At 65.9% G+C, this 20384-nt stretch carries 16 protein-coding genes; 10 read left to right on the top strand and 6 right to left on the bottom strand.

Annotated elements, in window-relative coordinates; all coding sequences use genetic code 11:
- The first annotated feature begins 158 nt into the window (after positions 1-158).
- Together ACP99_RS08205 and ACP99_RS08200 are read left to right on the top strand one after the other, a co-directional pair.
- On the top strand, positions 159-2204 hold the full coding sequence (locus ACP99_RS08205; protein ID WP_049986123.1) for an AMP-binding protein: 2046 nt from the start codon (positions 159-161) through the stop codon (positions 2202-2204).
- A gap of 62 nt (positions 2205-2266) precedes the next feature.
- Positions 2267-3805 carry a sulfatase family protein gene (locus ACP99_RS08200; protein WP_049986122.1) on the top strand — a complete coding sequence of 513 codons (1539 nt, stop codon included), beginning with the start codon at positions 2267-2269 and terminating at the stop codon, positions 3803-3805.
- Positions 3806-3807: 2 nt separating this feature from the next.
- Here ACP99_RS08200 and ACP99_RS08195 read toward each other — a convergent pair whose 3' ends face one another.
- A complete protein-coding gene (locus ACP99_RS08195) occupies positions 3808-5334 on the bottom strand; it encodes a GMC family oxidoreductase (RefSeq protein WP_049986121.1) in 1527 nt (508 codons plus the stop codon).
- 133 nt (positions 5335-5467) lie between these two features.
- Positions 5468-7021, bottom strand: coding sequence for a GMC family oxidoreductase (locus tag ACP99_RS08190; protein ID WP_197052387.1), 1554 nt, complete (start codon positions 7019-7021; stop codon positions 5468-5470).
- 140 nt (positions 7022-7161) lie between these two features.
- On the opposite strand from ACP99_RS08190, the gene ACP99_RS08185 reads away from it, so the two are divergent.
- From ACP99_RS08185 to ACP99_RS08175, 3 genes are all read left to right on the top strand, one after another.
- Positions 7162-8202, top strand: coding sequence for a zinc-binding dehydrogenase (locus tag ACP99_RS08185; protein ID WP_049986120.1), 1041 nt, complete (start codon positions 7162-7164; stop codon positions 8200-8202).
- Between the two features lie 91 nt (positions 8203-8293).
- On the top strand, positions 8294-9391 hold the full coding sequence (locus ACP99_RS08180) for a hypothetical protein (RefSeq protein WP_049986119.1): 1098 nt from the start codon (positions 8294-8296) through the stop codon (positions 9389-9391).
- Between the two features lie 67 nt (positions 9392-9458).
- Complete coding sequence (locus ACP99_RS08175; RefSeq protein WP_049986118.1) at positions 9459-10205, top strand: SDR family NAD(P)-dependent oxidoreductase; 747 nt, start codon at positions 9459-9461, stop codon at positions 10203-10205.
- A 42-nt stretch (positions 10206-10247) separates the two neighbouring features.
- On the opposite strand, the gene ACP99_RS08170 is transcribed toward ACP99_RS08175, so the two are convergent.
- Both ACP99_RS08170 and ACP99_RS08165 read right to left on the bottom strand, forming a co-directional pair.
- Positions 10248-10694: a universal stress protein gene (locus ACP99_RS08170; RefSeq protein ID WP_049986117.1), complete on the bottom strand. Its 447-nt coding sequence runs from the start codon at positions 10692-10694 to the stop codon at positions 10248-10250.
- 78 nt (positions 10695-10772) lie between these two features.
- Entirely contained in the window at positions 10773-12209 is a 1437-nt protein-coding gene (locus ACP99_RS08165; protein WP_049986116.1) for an aldehyde dehydrogenase family protein, read from the bottom strand.
- 239 nt (positions 12210-12448) lie between these two features.
- On the opposite strand from ACP99_RS08165, the gene ACP99_RS08160 reads away from it, so the two are divergent.
- Positions 12449-13018: a UGSC family (seleno)protein gene (locus ACP99_RS08160; RefSeq protein WP_049986115.1), complete on the top strand. Its 570-nt coding sequence runs from the start codon at positions 12449-12451 to the stop codon at positions 13016-13018.
- Between the two features lie 24 nt (positions 13019-13042).
- Positions 13043-14125: a hypothetical protein gene (locus ACP99_RS08155; protein WP_049986114.1), complete on the top strand. Its 1083-nt coding sequence runs from the start codon at positions 13043-13045 to the stop codon at positions 14123-14125.
- 119 nt (positions 14126-14244) lie between these two features.
- Here the strand turns inward: ACP99_RS08155 and ACP99_RS08150 are convergent, their stop codons facing one another.
- Entirely contained in the window at positions 14245-15282 is a 1038-nt protein-coding gene (locus tag ACP99_RS08150; protein ID WP_049986113.1) for a zinc-dependent alcohol dehydrogenase, read from the bottom strand.
- Positions 15283-15472: 190 nt separating this feature from the next.
- Here ACP99_RS08150 and ACP99_RS08145 point away from each other — a divergent pair, with 190 nt between their 5' ends.
- Positions 15473-16381: an NAD(P)/FAD-dependent oxidoreductase gene (locus tag ACP99_RS08145; protein ID WP_049986112.1), complete on the top strand. Its 909-nt coding sequence runs from the start codon at positions 15473-15475 to the stop codon at positions 16379-16381.
- A gap of 165 nt (positions 16382-16546) precedes the next feature.
- A complete protein-coding gene (locus ACP99_RS08140; RefSeq protein ID WP_049986111.1) occupies positions 16547-17878 on the top strand; it encodes a phenylacetate--CoA ligase family protein in 1332 nt (443 codons plus the stop codon).
- Between the two features lie 26 nt (positions 17879-17904).
- Here ACP99_RS08140 and ACP99_RS08135 read toward each other — a convergent pair whose 3' ends face one another.
- Positions 17905-19437, bottom strand: coding sequence for a GMC family oxidoreductase (locus ACP99_RS08135; protein ID WP_197052386.1), 1533 nt, complete (start codon positions 19435-19437; stop codon positions 17905-17907).
- A 155-nt stretch (positions 19438-19592) separates the two neighbouring features.
- Between ACP99_RS08135 and ACP99_RS08130 the strand changes: the two genes are divergently transcribed.
- Positions 19593-20381 (top strand): IclR family transcriptional regulator, encoded by a 789-nt coding sequence (locus tag ACP99_RS08130; protein WP_049986110.1) that lies wholly within the window; start codon positions 19593-19595, stop codon positions 20379-20381.
- Positions 20382-20384 lie beyond the last annotated feature (3 nt).

The raw sequence follows: 20384 nt of genomic DNA, 5'->3' as shown, positions 1-20384 counted from the left end.
GTTGCGAAACCGACTGAGGCTCCGGCGCGTTTCGGGTCCGTTCGGTTCTTTTCGCGAACGGGTAGTCAGGCAAGCGGACAAACGCCGTCGTCCACCGTTTTTATCGTCGGAATGGGAAGAATTATCACACTCCCACCGGACATATACTCCCCACAAAGATGACAGAACACCCAGGCGAGCAGTACCCGGTTGCCCACGAACCGAGCCGGGAGCAGGTCGAGTCGACGAACGTCTGGGAGTTTATGCAGGCCCACGACATCGACGACCACGAGGAACTGCTCGCACGCACGGCCGGACAGCACGACCGCGACGACGCCGGCGTCGAGTGGTTCTGGGACGAGGTCGTCGACTACCTCGGCCTCGAATTCGACGAGCCGTACGACGCGGTCTGCGACGACACCGACGGCCCGCAGTTCACCGACTGGTACCCCGGCGGTCGGCTCAACATCGCACGCAACGTCCTCGATCGTCACGCGGTCGACGGGAGTGACTCACGCGGCGAGACCGCGATACTCTGGGAGGGAGAGCCCGGTGACGTCCGCGACGTCACTTTCGGTGATCTGCACACACAGGCGAACCGGGTCGCGAACTACCTCGAATCCGTCGGCGTCGGCGTCGGCGACACCGTCGGCCTCTACATGCCGATGGTCCCCGAGGTGGCCGCCATCCTCTACGGGTGTTTCAAGGTGGGCGCGATCGCCGTTCCGATCTTCTCGGGATTCGGCGTCGACGCGACGGCGACGCGGATCGAGGACAGCGAGTGTGCGGTCCTGTTCACCGGCGACGGGTTCTATCGGCGCGGGAGCGAGGTCACGCTCAAGGCGACCGCCGACAGCGCTATCGACGAGGCCGGGTACGTGGAAGACGTCGTCGTCTACGACCGGCTCGGGTCGCGGGAGGCTGAGGCGCGAACGGACGGCAGGAACGCGGCCGGCGCGTCGGCGTCGTCGATCCCCTGGAGCGACGGTCGCGACGCGTGGTGGGACGACGCCGTCGCGACCGCCGACGACAGCTACGAGTCGACGTCGCTGCCCTCGGATCAGGAGTCGATGCTGCTGTACTCCTCCGGGACGACGGGGAGGCCGAAGGGGATCGTCCACACCCACGCCGGGGGACTCGTCCAACCCGCCAAGGAGATTCATTTCGGGTTCGACCAGAAGCCGGGAGACCGCATCTTCTGGGTGAGCGACATCGGCTGGATGATGGGGCCGTGGACGCTCATCGGGAACCACGCGTTCGGCGGGACGGTAGTGATGTACGAGGGCGCGCCCGATCACCCCGAACCGGACCGGTTCTGGAAGCTGATCGACCGCCACGACGTCACGCAGTTCGGCATCTCGCCGACGGCGATCCGCGCGTTGCGCGAACACGGCGACGACTGGGTCGAGCGCCACGACCTCTCGAGCCTGCGACTGCTGGGTTCGACCGGCGAGCCCTGGGACCGCGAGTCGTGGGAGTGGTTCTACGAGACGGTGGGCGACGCCGAGTGTCCCATCATCAACATCTCCGGCGGTACAGAGATCCTCGGCTGTTTCCTGATGCCGATGCCGACGCAGCCGCTGAAACCCTGTTCGCTCGGCGGTCCCGGGCTGGGGATGGACATCGATATCGTCGACGCCGACGGCGACAGCGTCGCCGAGGACAACGAGCGCGGCTATCTGGTCGCGCGGAGTTCCTGCCCGTCGATGACCAAGAGCCTCTGGAGCGGCGACGAGCGGTACCTCGAGGAGTACTGGTCGACGTGGGAGGACCTCTGGGACCACGGCGACTGGGCGCAGAAGGACGAGGACGGCTTCTGGTACCTCCACGGCCGCGCCGACGACGCGCTGAACGTCGCCGGGCGGAAAGTCGGCCCCGCGGAGGTCGAGGGCGTGCTCGCCGAGCACGACGCCGTCACGCAGGCTGCGGTCGTCGGCGTCCCCGACGAGACGACAGGGACCGCCGTCCTCGCGTTCGTGATCCCGGATCCCGATTACGAACCCTCCGAGGCGCTCGCGGACGAACTTCGAGCGCTCGTCGGTCGAGAGCAGGGGAAGCCGTTCCGGCCGTGCGGGCTCCACTTCGTCGACGACCTCCCCCGGACGCAGTCGGGGAAGATCATCCGGAGAGCCGTCAGATCGGTCGCCGCGGGCGAAGACCCCGGCGACCTCTCGTCGATGGAGAACCCGGAGGCGCTCGAACGCCTCCGTGCCCGACTCGATTGAATCGTGGATCCATCGTCGTTTCACCCGTACATTTTTGAAGAATACCCGGTTCTACTCGGTCGATGCGCATACTGGTCATCGACTGCGACTCGCTGCGACCGGACCACCTCGGCTGCTACGGGTATCACCGCGACACGTCCCCCACCATCGACTCGCTCGCGGAGAACGGCCGCCGGTTCACGAACTACTACGTCTCGGACGCGCCGTGTCTCCCCTCCCGAACCGCCTTCTTCGGGAGCCGATTCGGGATCCACTCGGGCGTGATCAACCACGGCGGGGTCAACGCCGAACTCCGCCAGCGCGGGCACCGACGGAACACGAACACCTCGACCGACGGCTACCGGTCGCTTCCGACCGCCCTGCGCGACGTGGGCCACGAGACGGCACTCATCAGCCCGTTTCCACAACGCCACGGCGCGTGGCACACGGTCGACGGGTTCGACCGGTGGATCGACACCGGCGAGCGCGGCTTCGAGAGCGCCGACGTCACGTACCCGTTCGCCGAGTCGTGGCTGGACGACCACGCGACGGAGGACGACTGGTACCTCCACGTCAACTTCTGGGACCCGCACGCGCCCTACGACACGCCGATCGAGTACGGCTACCCCTTCGAGGACGAACCCGCTCCCGAGTGGCCGGATCAGGAGACGCTCGAGGAGCAGTACGAGAGCTACGGACTCCACAGCGCACGCGAACCGCCGGTCTGGGACGACTCGCTGCCGAGACAGCCCTCCGAGATCGGAACTCGCGAGGAGTACGTCGAGTGGATCGACGGCTACGACACCGGCATCAAGTACATGGACGACTACATCGAGAAGCTCCTCGACCAGTTGCGGGCGGCGGGCGTCTTCGAGGAGACGCTCGTCGTGGTGACCGCGGACCACGGCGAGAACCAGGGTGAACTCAACGTCTACGGCAACCACGTCACCGCCGACGACAAGACGAACCGGATCCCGCTGATCGTCCACGGCCCCGGCGTCGCCGAGGGCGTCGACGACGACTTCTACTACCACCTCGACCTGCCGCCGACGCTCGTCGATCTCGCCGGCGGAGAGGTCCCGGAGCGCTGGGACGGCCGGTCCTTCGCCGAGTCGGTCACCGACGGCGAGTCCGACGGTCGCGAGTACCTCGTCGTCGGACAGGGCGCGCTGTCGGCGATGCGGGCGGTCCGCTGGGACGACTGGATCCTCCTTCGCACGTATCACGACGGGATCCGCGAGCTCGACCCCGTCGAGTTGTACGACCTCGCCGAGGATCCCCACGAGACGACGAACCTCGCACGCGACCGACCGGACGTCGTCCGGAAGGGGCTCGCGATGCTGGATCAGTGGGTCTCAGAGCGGCTGATGGAGGTCGCCCACGACCGAAACGGTGCGAATCCCGAACACGAGCGCGCGCCGGCCGATCCGCTCTGGGAAGTGCTCCACGAGGGTGGGCCGTTCCAAGGGAGAACGGGCACGCGGTGGTTCGACGCGGAGGAGTACGCCGAAACGCTTCGCGAGACCGGGCGTGACGAACACGCCGAGCGCGTCCTCGAATACGAGGGGTACGTGCCGCAGGACGTCGAGGGCTACCTCGACGGCGAGGATATCTGGTCCTAGCGCTACCGCGATTCCTTCAGTAGGTCCGCGCCCTTCTCCGCGATCGCGATCGTCGGCGCGTTCGTGTTTCCGGAGGTGATCCGCGGCATCACGGAGGCGTCGACGACCCGGAGGTCGTTCACCCCGTGGACGCGGAGGTCATCGTCGACCACGGCCATCTCGTCGTCGCCCATCTTGCACGTCCCCACCGGGTGATAGATCGTCTGCGCTGTCTCGCGGACGTGCTCGCGGAGGTCCTCCTCGCTCTCGGCGTCGCCCTCGGGCCAGATCTCCTCGCCGCGGTACTCGTTGAGCGCGCTCGCGTGTGCGATCTCGCGGGTCCGCTTGAGCCCCTCGACGAGCGTGTCGAGGTCCGCCTCCGCGTCGAGGTAGTTCGGATCGATGAGCGGGTCGTCGAAGGGGTCGTCCGAGGCGAGCGTGATCTCGCCGCGGCTCTCGGGGTGAAGCAGCGTCGCGCTCGGCGTCATCCCCGCGCCCTCTTCGGGGTTGTCGAACCCGTGCCGCATAAAGTACACCCGAGCGAGGAAGTACTGGACGTCGGGTGCGGGGAGGTCGGGATCCGTCCGCTCGAACCCGGTGACCTGACAGAGGACCTCGCCGTTCTCGATCTCCGGATCGCCGTGGAGTTCGTACGCCGAGGACACGACGAGGTGGTCTTGGAGGTTCTTCCCGACGCCAGGCAGGTGGTGTTCGACCTCGATACCGTGTGCTTCGAGTTCCTCCGCCGGACCGACGCCGGAGAGCAGAAGCAGTTGGACGGTGTCGATCGACCCCGCAGAGAGAACGACCTCCTCGGCCGCGTCGACGGTGTGTGCGGAACCGTCCTTGACGTACGTGACGCCCGTGGCGGTATCGCCGTCGAACTCGATCTGCGTGACGTGTGCGCCGGTCTCGGCCGTGAGGTTCTCCCGATCGAGGACGGGATGGAGGTACGAGACGGCGGTGCTCTGACGCGTGCCGTCCTCGACCGTGAGGTGCAGGTGGCCCATCCCCTCCTGTCGGCCCGCGTTGACGTCCTCGTTCCGATCGAAGCCAACCTCGACCGCGGCGTCGACGAGCGCGTTCGTGACGTCGCCGTACGGGTGCTCCTGCTCGACGCGGAGCGGGCCGCCCGCGCCGTGGTGCTCGGACTCGCCGCCCTCGAAGTCCTCCATCCGCTTGAAGTACGGGAGCAGGTCGTCGTAGCTCCATCCGTCGTTGCCGAGTTCGGCCCACGAATCGTAGTCGTGGGGATTCCCGCGCACGTACATCATCGCGTTGATCGCCGAGGAACCCCCGAGGGTCTTGCCGCGGGGCTGATACTCCCGTCGGCCGTTGAGGCCCTCCTGCGGGGCCGTCCAGTAGTCCCAGTCCACGTCCGACTGCATCAGTGCCGGGAACAGCGTCGGGTTGTGGATCTCGTCTTTCTCGTCCGGTTTCCCCGCTTCCAGCAACAGTACGTCGGTACTCCCGTCCGCCGAGAGACGGTTCGCGAGCACGCAGCCGGCGGACCCGGCTCCGACGACGACGTAGTCGTACGTGTTCGACATTGACGATTGACTGCAGGCGAGTGTACGTAATTAATTTTGTGTACAGACCGGAGGTGATACGGCGGTCGTCGGTGGCGACGGAGGCCGATCGAGTCGGCTACGCGAAGCGCGAGGAGAGTGGCGACAGAGAGCCCTACAGGGCCGCTTTGAGCAGATCGGCTCCCTTCTCGGCGATGGCGATCGTCGGCGCGTTCGTGTTTCCGCTGACGAGGTTCGGCATAATCGACGCGTCGACGACGCGAAGCCCCTCGACGCCGTGGACGCGGAGATCGTCGTCGACCACAGCCATCTCGTCGTCGCCCATCTTGCACGTCCCCACGGGGTGATAGCCCGATTCGGCGGTATCCCGACAGTAGTCGGCGATCTCCTCGTCGGACTGGACGTCGGGTCCGGGGCGTGCCTCCTCGCTCCGGACGTCGTCGAGGGGGTCGGCCGTCGCGATCTCGCGAGCGCGGCGGACGGCGGTGACGATGTCGTCGACGTCCTTCTCCGTCGAGAGGAGCTTCGGGTCGATGATCGGATCCGCGTAGGGATCCGTCGAGGCGAGCGTGATTCGGCCGCGACTGGACGGGCGGAGCGGGAGCGCCGCGATCGAGTACCCCTCGGTGGGGTGTTCGGGGTCGAGCCCGGCCGACAGCCCGTACTGGAGGTCCGGCGCGGGGAGGTCGGGCGAGGAGCGCTCGAACGCGCCCGTCAGGACGCGATCGTAGCGGGCACCCTTCTCCGGCAGGTCGTCGGGGTCGCGGGGCGTGATCGTCCCCTCGGTCTCGTAGGCGACGTCGACACGGAGGTGGTCTTGGAGGTTGCGGCCGACGCCGGGGAGGTCGACCTTGACGTCGATTCCGTGATCTTCGAGGTGGCCCGCCGGGCCGAGTCCCGAGAGCATCAGCAGTTGCGGCGACTGAATCGCCCCCGCCGAGACGACGACCTCGCCGTCGGGAGCGACCTCGACCTCGTGTTCCTGACCGCGCTGCTCGTAGACCACGCCGGTCGCCCGGTCGCCGTCGAAGGTGAGCCGCGTGACGTGCGCCTCCGTCTCGACGGTCAGGTTCGGCCTGTCGAGGATCGGTTCGATGAACGCTTTCGCGGCGCTGTGACGCTCCCCGTCCTCGATCGTGGAGTGGTACCAGCCGATCCCGGCCTGCTGCTCGCCGTTGAAGTCGAGGTTCTTCTCCATTCCGGCTTCTCGGGCCGCCGCGACCAGTTTCTCTTGGAACTCACTCGGCGTGAGGTCTTCGGCGTTGTCGCCGCGCGAAACCGTGAGGGGGCCGTCGGTTCCGTGGTACTCCAAGTCCCCGTCCGCTTGGAAGTTCTCGGACTTCTTGAAGTACGGGAGCAGATCGTCGTAGCTCCAGCCCTCGTTGCCGAGTTCGGCCCAGGTGTCGTAGTCGTAGGGGTGGCCGCGAACGTAGGCCATCCCGTTGATCATCGTCGACCCGCCGAGGGCCTTCCCGCGCGGCCAGTCGACCCGTCGCCCGTTCATCGTCGGTTGCGGTTCGGTCTTGAACGCCCAGTCGAGGTCCGACTCCATCAGTTCCCAGACCCGCGAGGGGTCTCTCACCGCGTCGCGGTCGCTGGCGGGCGCGCCGGCCTCCAGCAACAGGACTTCGACGTCGTCGACCTCCGTCAGTCGATGCGAGAGCACACAGCCCGCGCTCCCACCACCGACGATCACGTAGTCGTACATCAACGTTGATGTGCTAATTAGAGTGTCAAATATCATTCGGTAGCGGTCACGTGCGCGGCCGGGTCGAGAGCCACGCCGACCGGGGAGCGAGAACCAGACGGACCACCATTTATGTTCGATGGTCGAAAAGGGGAATCGAGATGAAGGCAGCGCGCTACCACGGGAACAGAGACGTTCGTATCGACGAGGTCGAGCCGCCGGAGCCGAAGGCCGGGGAGGTGCTGATCGACGTCGACGCCTGCGGAATCTGCGGGTCCGACCTCGGCGAGTACCTCCACGGGCCGCGCCGCGACGACGACGGGTACCTGCCGTACACGATGGGCCACGAGCTCGGCGGGACGGTCGCGGCCGTCGGGGATGGCGTCGACGTCGAGGTCGGTACCGAGGTCGGGGTCAACCCGCTCGTGGCCTGCGAGAGCTGCTGGTGCTGCGACGCCGGGAAGTACAACCTCTGTCGGAACCTCGAAGTCATCGGCGCGCACCGGCAGGGCGGGTACGCCGAGCAGGTCGTCGCGCCCGTCGGAAACGTGATCGAACTGCCCGAGGGGCTCTCGCCGACCGACGCCGCGGTCGCCGAGCCGCTGACGGTCGCCTACCACGGGCTGCTCGAATCGCCGCTGCGTCCGGGCCACTCCGCCGTCGTCGTCGGGCTGGGACCGATCGGTCTCGGGATGGTCCAGCTCGCGACGGCCGCGGGTGCGAGTCCGGTGATCGCCTCCGGGCACCGCGAGTCCCGACGACGGCTCGCAGCCGTGTGCGGGGCCGACGTGGTCGTCGATCCGCGGGAGACGGACCTCGCCGCCCGGGTCGCCGAGGAGACGGACGGCGGGGCCGACGTCTCGTTCGAGGTCGCGGGGAACGGGTCCGCGCTCAACGACGCGATCACGGCCACGAAAGCCAGCGGACACACGACGGTTCTCGGCGTGTTCAAAGGCCCCGTCGAGGTCGACCCGATGGACTTCGTCAACCACGAGCGCACGATCAACGGGTCTGCCGCCTACGAGACGGGGCCCCGGGCCGACCGGGAGTTCGGCGCGGTGTACGAGATGCTGGCGAGCGGAGAGGTCGACGCCGGTCCGCTCGTGACGTCGCGGATTCCGCTGGACAACATCGTCGAGGACGGGTTCGAGCCGCTGGCCGACAGCGACAGCGGCGAAGTGAAGGTGCTCGTCGAGCCGTGAAGGAGGGTCGAGGCCACCGAGACCCCGTCGTCGGTGTGTTGACGCGAAACAATCAAGGTACCGCGCTTTGAGTACCACTCACCCATTCACGATGGCTAATCAACAGGACGACACGCCGAGTTCGGTGTCGCGATCGCTCTACGAACAGGGGATGACCGACGGGCTCCCGATCGTGCCGCCGACCGACGAGAAGGTCGAGGAGATGCTCCGCGGGACGGCCCACGACCGCGGGCACGTGCTCGGGCGGCTGGGGAACAAAGACACCCCGATCACCGTCGAGATGCTGGCCTCAAACGCGGTGATGGCTGGGTGTGCGCCGCCGTATATGCCGGTCCTCGAAGCCGGCGTTCGCGCGCTAGCGGATCCCCGGTCGAACTCCATACAGGTGTCGGTGAGCACCGGCTCGTGGGCCTACCAGTGGATCGTGAACGGTCCGGTCCGAGAGAGACTCGACATCGAGAGCGGATCGGGCGCGTTCGGCCCGAACTTCCACGCCAACCGGACGATCGGTCGGGCGCTGGGGCTCGCCTACAAGAACACGGCCGCGCTCCGTCCGGGCGAGAAGGACATGGGCGTGATGGGCAACCCCTTCAAGTTCAGCCTGCTCGCGGGCGAGAACGAGGAACAGAGCCCGTGGGAGCCCTATCACGTCACCCACGGCCACGACGCCGACGAGAGCACGATCACGCTCGCGGGGCCGAACAGCTTCATCCAGTGGTTCCCCCACGACAACACCGCCGAGGAGATCCTCGAGGGGATGGTCAGGAACACCCCGCCGTCGATGGTGGGCGGACGACAGCAGGGCGGCGACATCGATCAGACGATCTTTCACCTCGTCAACCGGTACAACGCCGAGGAGTTGGCCGCCGCCGAGATGTCCAAGCGGGACATCAAGAACTACCTCTGTGAGAACTCCTACCTCCGAGCGGAGGACTACCAGAAGGGCACGCTCTGGGACGGTCCGCTGCGCAGACACGAGGGAACGGTCCGTCGGCGACAGGTGCCACAGATCGACGGGCCGGAGTACGTGAAAGTCGCGACGATCGGCGGCCCGGGTCGCGTCAACGCCATCGTCGGTCCGTCGATCGGCGGGCCCGTCACGAAGCCGATCGTGTTCCCCGACGGCTGGGACGAACTCGTCGAAGAGTACGCGTTCGATCGGCAGTGGTTCGACGGCTCGACGTACTGAGAGGGCGGAGCGACAACCGGCCGACTGCGCCCCCGGGATTTATTAGCACACCCCGTAATCTGCGGGTATGATCGACCTCTCCGGAGAGACAGCGATCGTTACCGGCGCAGCACAGGGGTTCGGCGCAGAAATCGCGGCACGGCTCGGCGAGGCCGGCGCGAACGTCGTCCTCGCGGACGTCCAAGTCGAGAAGGGCCGCGACGTCGCCGACGACATCGCCGATGACGGTGCCGAGACGACGTTCGTCGAGTGCGACGTGACCGACCGCGACTCCGCGGAGGCGTTGGTCGAGGCCGCGGAGGAGCGGTTCGGGTCCGTGGAGATCCTCGTCAACAACGCCGGCGGCAGCGGCGGCGAGACCTTCCAGGAGATCGACGATGACGCCTGGCAGTTCGGCCTGGATCTCAACCTCACCGGCCCCTACAACTGCTCGAAGGCCGTAATGCCCGGGATGCTAGAGCATGGAAACGGCCGCATCGTGAACATCTCCTCGATGGCCGGTCGCAACGTGACCGTCAACGGCAATCCGAGTTACACGGCCTCGAAGTGGGGACTCATCGGGCTGACCAAACACGCCGCCCGCGACCTCGGACCGGACATCCGAGTGAACGCGCTCTGTCCCGGCGGCAGTCCGCGCGGGCCGATGGGACGCTTCGTCGAGGCCGAAGACGTCGCCAACGGCGTCCTGTACCTCGCCTCCGACCTCTCGGAGTTCGTCGACGGGACGATCCTGGAGGTCGACGGCGGCGGCCACCTCAACCCCTCGGCCGACGACCTCGATCTGGACTACGAGACCGGAAACGACGACAGCTAACCGATCGAACGCGCGACGAGTAGAGACGAACAGCGGGACGACTCAGTCGGCCATCTTCGTGACGACCGGGCAGTCCGCGTTCAGCAGGACCTTTTGCGCGGTGTCGCCGAAGACGGCCTTCCCGGTCGGCGACCGGCGGCGACCGCCGATGACCAGAAACCGCGGCTCGACGGCGTCGGCCTTGTTGATGATCTCGTTCGCGACGTTGCCGACCGCACCGCTCGGTTCGACGTCGTCGAGGTCGGGGTCGCCGAGCGTCTCGGAGACGAAGTGCCGCACGAACCGCTCTGCGCTCGCTTCCTCCTGCGTGAACGAGTAATCGGAGAACTCGGCGATGTCGCGGATCGACGCCTCGTACTCCTCGTGTTGCTCCTTCGGAATGACGTGCAGCGCGATCAGGGTCTCGTCGTACCGCTCGGCGAGGTCGTACCCGATCTTGAGCACCTCTTTCGACTGCTCGGTTTCGTCGATGGCAGCGAGTATGGCCATAGCGTCCACTCAAACCGGAGTGGCAAATAAGTTGTTCTCCAAAAGTGAACCCGAGAGGGGCTAGTTCTAGGGGGTTCGTCAGGAGAGGTCGATACAGACGTTCTTCGTCTGGAGGTGTGACTCGAAGGCGTACATTCCCATCTCACGACCGATTCCGCTCTTTTTGTAGCCGCCGAACGGCGTCGCCGTCGATCCACCGAACCACTGATTCACGTAGACGGTTCCGGCCTCGATGTCGCGCGAGAGTTGGAGTGCCGTATCGATGTCTTGTGAGAACACGCCGCTCGTGAGGCCGAGTTCGATGTCGTTGGCGATCTCGACGGCTTCCGCTTGATCCGAAAACGGAATGACACAGAGCACCGGACCGAAGATCTCCTCTTGGGCGATCGTCATACCGTTCTCGACGTCCGAGAAGACGGTGGGCTCGACGAAGTAGCCGTCCCGGTCGAGCGCCTCGCCGCCGGTTTCGAGCGTCGCCCCCTCGTCGATCCCGGTCCGGATGTACTCCATCACCTCCTCGAAGTGCGCTTCGTGATTGAGCGGTCCCATATCCGGATCGTCCACTCCCGCGCCGAGGCTGTATCCCTCTGCGCGCTCGACGATCATCTCGACGAACTCGTCGTAGACGTCCTCGTGAACGATCGCTCGATCGGCGGCCGCACAGATCTGTCCGGTGTTGCTGAAGATTCCGGTCTGGATCGCTTCGACCGCCTCCGTGAGGTCGGCGTCCGGCATCACGACCGCGGGGTTCTTGCCGCCGAGTTCGAGCGTGACGGGAGTGATGTTCTTCGCCGCGGACTCCATCACGGCCTGTCCCGTGGGAACGCTCCCGGTGAAGGAGATCGTGTCGACGCCCTCGTGTCCGGAGAGCGCGGCGCCGGGTTCTGTCGCGCCGGTAACGACGTTGATGAGACCGTCCGGAACGCCCGCCTCCTTACAGACTTCCGCGAGGTGCAGCGGGGGAAGTGGGGTCGTCGGTGCGGGCTTGATCACGACCGCGTTGCCCGCAGCGAGAGCTGGGGCGATTCCCTGTGCCGTGAGGTTGAGCGGCGTGTTCCACGGGATGATCTGCGCGCTCACTCCGTAGGGTTCCTCCATCGTGAAGTCGACGCCGTCCTCCCCGATCGGTATGCTGTCCCCTTGGACTTTGTCCGCGGCACCCGCGTAGAAGTCGAACGTCCCCGCGGCGGCCTGACTCAACCGCTCCGAGTACGAGATGGGCTTTCCTTGGTCTCTCGTCTCGATCTCAGCGAGTTCATCTGCGTTCTCTCGGACCGCGTCGGCGACGTCGCGAAGCACCGCACCGCGTTCGCTGGGCCGTTTCGTCTCCCACTCGGCCTGGGCACGCTGGGCAGCCTCGACCGCGCGATCGACGTCGGCCGCCGTCGCGGCCGCGTACCGCGCGATCGGTTCCTCGGTAGCGGGGTCCTCCGTGGTTCGATACTCCCCGTTCGCTGGCGCTACGCTCTCGCCGTCGATGAACAACTCGTACTGTTGTTGCGTTGTGAGTGACATTGAATTCCACCAGTGGACCAGTCGTGGGTTGCCAACTGGACGCTCTGCTTCCGATTCGGATTTCACTCACATAACTCTGTTTGTGGGTCGGGCGATCAGCCGAAAAGTGGGCAGCCAGAGAGTACTCGTCGCCCGCGAGCCGGCGTCGAGCGAGCGAGTGAGCGGCCGATCGTTGCTTTCGGATCCCGTTCGACGGGGCTGGGAAAAGTTATATGTTCTATCATTCAGTACGTGTGCGTATGGGACTCGTTACCCCCGGCTCGGACACCGACGACGTGGAACAGAGACCGCTGGTGCCCCGGGTCGACACGCTGGCCGGAAAGACGATAGGTCTGTACGACAACGGAAAGCCGGCTGCGGAGCCGCTTCTCACCGCCGTACAGGAGAAGCTCGAAGCGCGGTACCCCGACGCGACGTTCAGCTGGTACCACGTCGAGCACCTGAACCAGATCAAAAACGACGACGAGCAGGACGCCGTCGTCGAGTGGGCCGAGGGTGTCGACACCGCGATCGGCGCGATCGGCGACTGCGGGTCCTGCACGAAATTCCTCGCGTGGGGCGTCGAGCTGATCGAGGACGCCGGAACGCCGGGCGTCGGTCTCATCGACGAGGGGTTCGAGCTCGACTACCAGTCGAACGCGATCGAACGCGGCCGGCCGCTCCGGTACAAGAAGACGCCCGTCCGCTGTGAGACGACGGACCTCGAACGGGTCCGAGAAGAGGTCTCCGAGGACGTGATGGACGGCATCGAAGACGAGTTGACCCGACCGCTGAACGACAAGGAACGCGCAGAGCCGGTGGCGCAGTAACACACCGGAGCACGGACGAACTTTATGCCCGAACAATCCCAAGACGAGCAGTCGTTAGCCGAGATCAACAAGTCGCTGTATCGAGAGGGAATGACCGACGGGCTGCCGGTCATCCCGCCGACCGAAGAGCGAGTCGAGGAGATGCTCTTGGGGACCGACAAGTCGCCGGATCACGTCGTCGGCCGCCTCGGGAACAACGAGAACGCCCTCACCGTCGAGCGCCTCGCCGCCAACGCGGTGATGGCGGGCTGTCTCCCGACGTACATGCCGGTTCTGGAGGCCGGCGTTCGAGCGCTGGCGGACCCGGACTCGAACTCGATTCAGTTCTCCGTGAGCACCGGATCGTGGGCCTACCAGTGGATCGTGAACGGGCCCGTCAGGGAGATGCTCGGCATCGAGACCGGATCCGGCGCGTTCGGCCCGAGCTTCCACGCGAACCAGACGATCGCGCGGGCGCTCGGGATGGCCTACCGGAACACCGCGAAGATCTACCCCGGCGAGAAGGATATGGGCGTGATGGGCAACCCCGCGAAGTTCTCGATGCTCGCCGGCGAGAACGAGGAGGCGAGCCCGTGGGAGCCGTACCACGTCACACACGGCTACGACGAGGACGACAGCACGATCTCGCTGGCCGGACCGAACAGTTGGGTCCAGTGGCTTCCCAGCGAGAACACCGGCGAGCACGTCCTCCGCGGGATGATCGAGAACACGCCTTCGTCTATGCGGGCCAGTTCCGGCGAGGATCTCAACGTGACGATCACGCACGCGATCAACCCGTACAACGCCGAAGAACTCGAAAAGGAGAACCTGAGCAAGCAGGAGATCAAGGAGTACATCGTCGAGAACTCCTACTACAAGACCAACGAGTACACCCGAACGTTCGGTGACGAGGAGAAGGTCCCGCCGCGGCAGGTCCAGCAGTACGCCGACACCGACGCGGTGAAGGTGACGACGATCGGCGGTCCCGGCCGGGTCAACGCCATCTTCGGCAGTTCGATCGGCGGCCCAGTGACCAAGAAGATCGAGTTCCCCGACAACTGGGAGTCGCTACTGGAGGAGTACTCGATAGAGGAGAACTGGGTCCCCACCGAGGGATTCTACGACTGAGCGCTCTGGCACGTCGATCTCCTTTTGTCGCGATCGGGAATTACTGAGAGTCAGACAGCGGCGCGATCGTCGGTAGCGACGCGGAGCGGGCGTACCGTACGGGGAGGACAAACGCCTCGCTACGGGCAGACCAGGATCTTCCGCTCTGCACGCTCGGGGTCTTGGAGGGCGTCGAAGCCGTCTGTGACGACGTCGTCGAGGGCGATCCGAGACGTGACGTACGTTTCGGCGTCGAGGCCGCCGGAGGCCAACTGTCGAATCACGACGCCGTACTCCTCTTCGAGCCGCGGGCCGACGAGGTGCGACGTCGACCCGCTGACGGTCCGCTGAGCGCTGACGAGCAGTTGGGGATCGAACTCGACCGTATCGCCGAAGACGCCGATGACCGTCGTGTGTCCGTCGGCCTTCGTCGACTCGACAGCCTGCGTCAGCGTGGCCCCGTGACCGACCGCCTCGAAGGCGACGTCGGCTCCGGTTCCCGTCTCTTCGTGGATCCGCTCGACGGGGTCCTCCTCGGTCGGGTCGATCAGGACGTCGGCCCCGAAGTCGGCCGCGACCTCCCGGCGCGCGGTCTGGGGTTCCGAGACGATGATCGGAGCCGCTCCGGCCGACTTCGCCGAGCGGAGCGCCCCGAGGCCGATCGGACCCGAGCCGACGATCGCGACGCTGTCCCCGATCCCGACCGGTGACTGTCGGACCGCGTGGAGCCCGACGGAGACCGGCTGTGCGATGGCGGCGTCGGCGGGAGAGACTCCCTCGGGTAACGGAATCGCGTTGTCGGCGCTCTCGACGACCTGCTCGGCGTAGCCGCCGGGGCGCGCCGAGGTCGCGTTCAGGTTGCGACAGAGGTTGTACTTCCCGCGCTCGCAGCACCAGCACTCGCCACAGGGCGTGTGCGGCCCGAGGACGACGTCGGTGCCGACGTCGATGTCGACGCCATCGCCGGTCTCGGCGACGGTGCCACCGATCTCGTGGCCGAGCGTGAGCGGGAGGTCCTCGGCGTCGAAGTAGTCGTCGGCGTCCTCGTAGAAGTGGAGGTCCGAGCCGCAGATGCCGCAGGCGGCCACGTCCACGAGCACCTCGCCCGGCCCGGGCTTCGGCGCGTCGACCTCGTCGATGCGAACGTCTTCGGTACCGTAGAGTCTAGCAGCTTTCACGGAGCGTAGTTCGGACAAACGATATAAAAGCGTTGAGGTGAACCAGGGGGGCTGGGGTCGACAGCGAACGCCGCCGACAGTCAGGGATCGGTGACGGACGAGTCCGGAACCGAGAGCGATCGTGTTCAGGACCGAGGACGGTCGTGGTGGAAACCTTTTTGCCCGCGCTGTGGGAGTTGCTGACGCAAGTATGGCGCACGACGTGATTATCATCGGGACCGGCCCGGCGGGACTGGCGGCCGGGGCGTACGCCGGTCGAAGCGGGCTCGACACCCTGTTTTTCGAGGACGAGTCCATCGGCGGGGAACTCGTGAACAGACACGAGATCCGCTCGTATCCGGGCTTTCCAGACGGCGTCTCCGGAACGGAACTCCGCTCGAAGATGGTCGAGGAGGCCGAGAAGTACGATCCGGACGTCAACCTGGAGCGGGTCCAGCGGATCGAACCGGGCGACCCTCACGCGGTACTGACCGAGAGCGGCGCGTACGAGGCGACCGCCGTCATCGTCGCGACGGGAAGCAGCGACGGGCACCTCGGCGTTCCCGGCGAGGAGGAGTACGCGGGCCGCGGGGTCTTCTACTGTGCCACGTGCGACGGGCCGCTCTACCGCGAGGAGCGAATCGCGGTCGTCGGGGGGGGCAACCACGCGGTCATCGACGCGGTGTTCCTCACCGAGTACGCGAGCGAAGTGCTCCTGATCGACGGGGAATCCGAACTGGCGGCCGACGAGACGCTCGTCGAGGAGGCGCGCGAACACGACGACGTGGAGATTCTGAACGGGGCGACCGTGGCGGAAGTTCTCGGAGCCGACGGACTCGTGACGGGCGTCCGCGTCGAGCGCGGCGGCGGCGAGGAGACGATCGAACTCGGGGGCGTCAACGTGAACGTCGGATCGCGTCCGAACTCGTCGTTTCTGGACGACACGGTCGCACTCGACGACGAGGGACACGTCGCCGTGGACCACCGGATGGAGACGGACGTCGCGGGCGTCTTCGCCGCCGGCGACGTCAGGCAGGGAAGCCCCCTCGAAATCGCCGCCGCAGTCGGTGACGGGGTGACCGCGATCGAGGCCGCGAAACGGCACGTCGCCGAGCGCTAGACGTAATCGCGCGAGTCGGATCCACGCCGAGAGCGGCGGCGGTTCAGACGCGTTCGCCGGGTGAGTGGTCGGGCTTCGGGCGGACTAACCTTCAGTCGGTACTGAACCTAAATTTTCGGCGATGCCACCGGTACGTTAAAATGGGTGTCACGCAACCGTCGCAGTATGGCGGATGTGTACGATCAGATCGAGACCCAGTCGTGGGACCAGGTCCTCGCGGAACACGAGCGGCTGCTGCCGAGACAGATCGACTATCTGCGGGAGAACTCCGACTTCTACCGGCGACGGTTCCGAGAGTGGGGCGTCGATCCCGACGACGTCGACTCGCTGGAAGCGCTTCGGGAAGTCCCGTTCACGACCAAACAGGACGAGCGCGATTCACAGCGCGACACCGTTCCCGCTCGACCGCTCGGGGAGCATCAGGCCGCGCCGAAGTCCGCGCTCAACCGCACGATTTCCTCGTCGGGGACGACCGGGAAGCCGACGTACTTCGGGCTGACCGCGCAGGACCGACGGAACTGGAACACGGTGCAGAAGCGGTCGTTCTACACCGTCGGCGTCAGGCCGGAAGACACCGTCCTCTTCGGAGCCGGACAGACGATGATCACCGGCGGGACGCCGTACTTCGAGACGCTGACCAAACTCGGCGCGAACGTGGTTCCAGCCGGCGGCGAGAGCACCGAACGACTCCTCTCGGTCGCGCTGGACGTCCAACCGGACATCCTCTGGACGACGACCTCCCACATCCGGTACCTCTCTGAGAACGCCGAGGAGGTCGTCGGCGTCGCGCCCGAGGACTTCGGGTTCGAGAAGGTGATCGGCGGCGCGGCCCCCGGCATCGCCAACCCCGAGATCAGAGCCGAGTTCTACGACGTCTGGGACGTCTCGCTCGTCCGCGAGGCGATGGGGTTGGGGGACGTACTCGGCAGTATGTGGGCCGAGTGCGAAGCGGAGGGAGGAATGCACTTCCACGCGCAGGGGTTCGTCCACGTCGAACTGATCGATCCCGAGAGCGGCGAGGTGAAGCCCTTCGAGGAGGGTGCGGAGGGCGAACTCGTCTACACGCACCTCCGACGCGAGGCGACGCCGCTGCTTCGGTTCCGCTCCGGAGACTACGTGGAAGTCACGGGAACCGACTGCGCCTGTGGCCGGACCGCGCCGAAGATCCAGGTCAAGGGCCGCGCGGACGACATGCTCATCTACAAGGGAATGAACGTCTTCCCCTCGGCGATCCGCGACGTGATCTCGGACGTCGAGGGCGTCGCCCCGCGGCTTCGGGTCGTCCTCCCCGAAGCGGACAAAGTCAACTTCGAGGAACCGATCCCGATAGAAATCGCGTTAGACCCGGACGCGGAGCGCGCGGCTGCGGACGCCGCCGAGGAAGTCATCACGGAGGTTCGAGAGCAGTTGAAGGCCCGGGTGGATCCGACGGTCACGGACGTCGAGGACCTCCCCGCCGGCGAGTACAAGACGAAGCTCCTGAAGCACGACGAGTAGTCGCGTTCCGCAGTCGCGTTGCTCTCCTACTGCGCCGCTTTCAACAGGTCTGCACCCTTCTCCGCGATGGCGATCGTCGGCGCGTTCGTGTTCCCGCTGGTGATCTTCGGCATCACCGACGCGTCGATCACGCGCAGGTTGTTGCGGCCGTGGACTCGCAGGTCGTCGTCGACGACGGCGAGGTCGTCGGTGCCCATCTTCGCGGTGCAGACGGGATGGTAACCGCTGACAGCGTTGTTACGTGCGTACTCGGCGATCTCCTCGTCCGACTCGACGTCCGGGCCGGGAGCGACTTCGACGTCGCGGAGCCCCGAGAGGGCGTCCGAGCGGCCGATCTCGCGCGCCAATCGGATCGCCGTGACGAAGTCGTCGACGTCTTTCTCCGTCGAGAGGTACGCGGGGTCGATCCCCGGGTGGTCCCACGGGTCGTCGGACCGCAGTCGCACGCTCCCGCGACTCGTCGGGCGAAGCGGCAGCGCCATCACGGAGTACCCGCTCTCGGTGTGATCCGGCGAGAGGCCGGGAGCGATCCCGAACTGGACGTCCGGTGCGGGCAGCTCCGGATCCGAGCGGGCGAACGCGCCGACGCTCACGCGGTCGTATCGGGTCCCCTTCTCGGACGCGCCCGCGGGTTGAGGAACGGGCTCCGTGGTCTCGAAGGCGACGGGGACGCGGAGGTGATCCTGCAGGTTCCGACCGACGCCCGGGAGGTCCACTTCGACGTCGATGCCGTGGTCTTCGAGGTGGTCGGCCGGGCCAATTCCCGAGAGCATCAGCAGTTGCGGCGTCTGGATCGCCCCCGCGGAGACGACCACCTCGCCGCCGTCGGCGACGGACGCCTCGTGCCGTGACCACCCCTGTTTGTAGACGACGCCGGTGGCGGTGTCGCCGGAGAACGAGAGCTTTGTGACGTGTGCCGCGGTCTCGACGGTGAGGTTCGGTCGGTCCAGGATCGGCTTGATGAACGCCGCCGCCGCGCTGTGTCTGTGGCCGTCGTCGATCGTCGAGTGGTAGTACCCGACTCCCTCCTGTTGCGCTCCGTTGAAATCCATATTCCGGTCGAGACCGGCCGCCTCGCCCGCGTCGACGAACAGTTCGTCGAGGTCGGTGGGATCGGACCCCCGGGAGACGGTCAACGGCCCGTCGGTCCCGTGATACTCCTCGTCCCCGTCGGCGGTCAGGGTTTCCGACTTTTTGAAATACCGACGCATCTCGTCGTACGCCCAGCCGTCGTTGCCCTGATCGGCCCAGTTGTCGTAGTCGTAGGGGTGGCCGCGAACGTACGCCATCCCGTTGATGACGCTCGATCCGCCGAGCGCCTTCCCGCGCGGCCAGTCGATAGATCGTTCGTTCATATTCGACTGCGGTTCCGTCTCGAAACTCCAGTCGAGGTCCGAACCGAGCAGGTCCCAGATTCGCGAGGGGTCTTTCACCATGTCTCGGTCCTCCTCGGGCGTGCCCGATTCGAGAAGGAGGACGTCGACAGACTCGTCCTCGGTCAGGCGGTGCGCCAGGACGCAGCCCGCGCTGCCGCCACCGACGATGATGTAATCGTACATTAGGTGTACTCCCACTTCGGAGAATTATAACTAATAATTTTTGGGTACGCGGTTCGCGGTGGTGTGCCTCCCGAGGGGCCTGCGGGAGAGGTTGGTGAGTTCGAGTGTTTTTGATAATGACAATTGTTATTGCACTCCAACCGCCACGTGTACACATGCCATCCGAGAAATCCGGTCGCCGGATCAAGTCGGTCGACAAGGCGCTCCAGATTCTCGATTACATCGCCGAAACAGGAGGGTGTAGCGTTTCCGCCGTCGCCGACCACGTCGGGCTCTCCCCCGGAACGGCACACACGCACCTAGCGACGCTCAAAAGCAGAGGCTTCGTCCAACAGAAGGGCGCGGAGTACACGCTCGGGATGGAGTTCATCCCCTTCAGCGAGCGAGTCCGGTATCAGACACCGCTGTATCGGGCCGGCAAAGACGAGGTCGACAGACTGGCGCACGAACACGACGCCGTCGCCCATCTCGCCACGGAGTACGACGGGAAACTCCTCTTGCTCCACGAGACCTTCGGGAAAGACGCCGTCGGAAAGCAGATTCACATCGAGAAGCGGAACCAACCGCAGGCGCACATGCATTCGACGGCCGCGGGCAAGGTTATTCTCGCGCATATGCCTCGCGATGCGGTCGACGAGATCGTCGAGAACGTGGGTCTGCCCGCTTACACCTCCCACACGGTCACGAGCAAACAGAAACTGTACGAGGAACTCGACCGCATCCGCGAACAGCGGTACGCTGTGAACGAAGAGGAGGTCGTCCACGGAAACAAAGGAATCGGTGCCCCCGTCCTGTACGACAACGGCGACGTCGCCGGCGCGATAAGCATCTCCGGCCCGGCCAACAACTGGCGGGACGTCCGTCTCGAAGAGGAGCTCATCGAATCGGTCATCAGATCGGCGAACGACGTCGAGATCGAGATTCACACTGGAGAGAATCTGTGAATT

The organism is Halobellus rufus, from assembly GCF_000739575.1.
Taxonomy (GTDB): domain Archaea; phylum Halobacteriota; class Halobacteria; order Halobacteriales; family Haloferacaceae; genus Haloquadratum; species Haloquadratum rufum.
The sequence above is the reverse complement of the archived record's forward strand: the minus strand, read 5'-3'. Positions and strand labels throughout refer to the sequence as shown.